Below are 2,909 nucleotides of genomic sequence, written 5' to 3'. Positions count from 1 at the left end.
TGCGCCGACTCGGCTACGAGGGAAGGGAGTTGGGGCAGCCCGCCCGCCTCTCCGACATCCTGGCCACGGCCCACCAGGTGCCCGGCGTCGACTACATGGACGTTGACATCTTCACCGGCGTCCCCGCCTCCGCCACCGCCGGGGAACTCACCGAGCTCCTCACGAACCCGGGCCTGCCGAAGGCCTCGGTCCCGGCGCGCGGGGCGACGTACGNNCGCCGAACTCCTGCGCCTGAACCCCGACATCACCGACACCCGCCGTCTGGCGAAGGGTCGTTCGGTGTACGTCTTCCGCGGCATCCGCCCGGCCCAGCTCGCACTGCTGTCGCCGAAGGCCGCGGACACCCTGATTCTGACGGAGGTCAAGTGATGTCCCGGCACACCAAGTGCGAGACGGAGGCCGTGTGATGTCCAGGGAACCGGACGGCCTCGCCGAGCTGCTGCCCCAGTGGCACCGGCTGCGCGACGCCCAGGAGGGCGAACCGCTGCGCGCCCTGCTCGCCGTCATGGCCGAGCAACTCGACCTCGTACGCAATGGAGTCGAGCAGGGCTACGAGGACCTGTTCGTCGAGACGGCGGCCCCCTGGGTGCTGCCGTACCTCGGTGACCTCGTCGGCTACCGCACACTGCCCGGCTACGAGCGTGTCCTCACCACCGGTCTGCGGGGCGGGAGTTCGGCCGCGCTCACCGAGGCCGTCGCCCCGCGTCGCGATGTCGCCGCCACCGTCGCCAACCGCCGCCGCAAGGGCACCCTCCACCTCCTCGAAGAACTCTCCGAGCGGGTGGCCGACTGGCCCGCCCGCGCCGTCGAACTCTCCCGCCACGTCTCCCACCAGCAGCCCGTCAAGCTGTACGGGACCGGTGGCGCCGAGCGCGGGTCGCGTGGCCGCACGGTCGACCTCAGGGACAACTCGGCGCTCGACCTGGCGGGCGGCCCCTTCGGCGCGGTCGCCCGCTCGGTCGACGTACGCAGGGCCGACTCCCGTCACCGGCAAGGTGGTTGGAGCCCGGCGGGCGTCGGACTGTTCGTATGGCGGCTGAAGGCGTACTCGCTGACGTCCTCACCGGCGTACTGCATCGACCGGGCCCGCAACCTCTACACCTTCTCGATCCTCGGCAACGACACGCCGCTGGTCACCAAGCCGGTCCCGGAGCCGTCGCCCACCCACATCGCGACCATCGACAACGTCCCGGCCTTCGTCCGCCGCCGTCAGCTCCACGACCGCCTCGCCGACTACTACGGCCCCGGCAAGAGCTTCGTGATCCGCCGCGACGGCGAGGACCGGCCGGTACCGCCCTCCGACATCGTGGTCGCCGACCTGTCCGACTGGCGCTACCGGCCCAAGCGCGGCCAGGTCGCCGTCGACCCGGAGCTCGGCCGGATCGCCTTCGGCGCCCGCACCGCACCCCGCAAGGGCGTCTGGGTCGACTATCACTACGGGTTCGGCGCGGACATGGGCGGCGGCGAGTACGTACGCGATCGCGAGCCCAGGCCGGACGCCGAGTTCTACCGGGTCGGCCCCGGAGAGACGTACCGGCAGATCATGGACGCCTACCGGGCCTGGCAGAACGACCGCAGGGCAGGCCGTTGCGGACCCGAGGGCATCATCGAGATCACCCACAGCGGTGCCTACCAGGAGCAGTTGGACTTCGACCTCGACCCGGGCGACCGCCTCGAACTGCGCGCGGCCGAGGGTACCCGGCCGGTGATCCGCCTCCTCGACTGGTACAGCAACCGCCCCGACGCCCTCAACATCCGTGCGGTGTCCGAGGATTGCTCGCCCGGTGAGCGACCGCGGATCGTGCTCGACGGGCTGCTCGTCGCGGGCCGCGGCATCAACGTCACGGGCCCCATGGGCGCGGTCGTCGTACGCCACTCGACGCTCGTGCCCGGCTGGTCGCTGGAGCCGGAGTGCGACCCGCACTCGCCGGAGGAGCCGAGCATCGTCCTGGAACGCACCACCGCGTGCCTCCAGGTCGAGCACAGCATCCTCGGCACGATCGAGGTCATCGGCGACGAGGTCTCCGAGGACCCCCTCGACATCCACATCCGCGACAGCGTCCTCGACGCCACCGCCGACGACCGCGAGGCACTCTCCGCCCCCGACTGCCGGCACGCCCACGCCGTCCTGCACCTGCACCGGACGACCGTGATCGGCGAGATCCACACGCACGCGGTCCGGATCGCCGAGAACTCGATCTTCACAGGGCGGCTCCACGTGGCCCGCCGAGGCATCGGCTGCATCCGCTTCTCGTACGTGCCCACCGGATCCCGTACGCCACGCCGGCACCGCTGCCAACCGGACCTGGCCGGTCCGGAACAGGCCGCCCGCGTACGGCCGTTGTTCACTTCGCAGCGCTACGGGACGCCCTGGTACGGGCTGTTGGCCGACCGGTGTGCCGAGGAGATCAGGCGCGGCGCGGAGGACGGGGCTGAACTCGGCGCCTTCCACGACCTGTACCGGCCGCAGCGCGAGGACAGCCTGCGGGCGCGGCTCGCGGAGTACACGCCCGCGGGGACGGACGCGGGGATCTTCTTCGTGACCTGACCCCTGCCCGCCTCCACGCGCACCCGGCTCGACGCCCGCCCGGCTCGACGAGCCCCAGAACCCGCACGCACTTCCTGAACCAGGGGGACCCCCTTCATGCACGCAGACCTCTCCCGCTCCACGTTCCGCCCGGAGCGGCACTACTCCGCGGTCATCGCCCAGCAGGGCCGCGTCCAGCTCGACGCCGACGCCAACGAGCAGACCGCGATCCAGCTGTACCAGGCCCGCGCGCTCACCGCCGACCTGATCGGGCAGCACGGCGGCCCGCGCGACGCCGCCGGCTTCCGTATCGAGTACGTCGGCGGCAAGCACGACATCGACACCCTGCACATCCACGGCGGCCGTTACTACGTCGACGGCA

2 protein-coding genes are annotated in these 2,909 nt (G+C 71.6%); both read left to right on the top strand.

Features of this window, described 5'->3' with window-relative positions:
- The first annotated feature begins 406 nt into the window (after positions 1-406).
- Positions 407-2,548 carry a hypothetical protein gene (locus tag AOK17_RS46940; protein ID WP_055618742.1) on the top strand — a complete coding sequence of 714 codons (2,142 nt, stop codon included), beginning with the start codon at positions 407-409 and terminating at the stop codon, positions 2,546-2,548.
- A 96-nt stretch (positions 2,549-2,644) separates the two neighbouring features.
- Positions 2,645-2,909: DUF6519 domain-containing protein (locus tag AOK17_RS46935; RefSeq protein WP_213084187.1), on the top strand; the 265-nt coding region annotated here is incomplete at its 3' end.

The organism is Streptomyces phaeochromogenes (assembly GCF_001418655.1).
GTDB lineage: Bacteria > Actinomycetota > Actinomycetes > Streptomycetales > Streptomycetaceae > Streptomyces > Streptomyces phaeochromogenes.
This window is presented reverse-complemented; position numbering and strand designations above follow the sequence as displayed.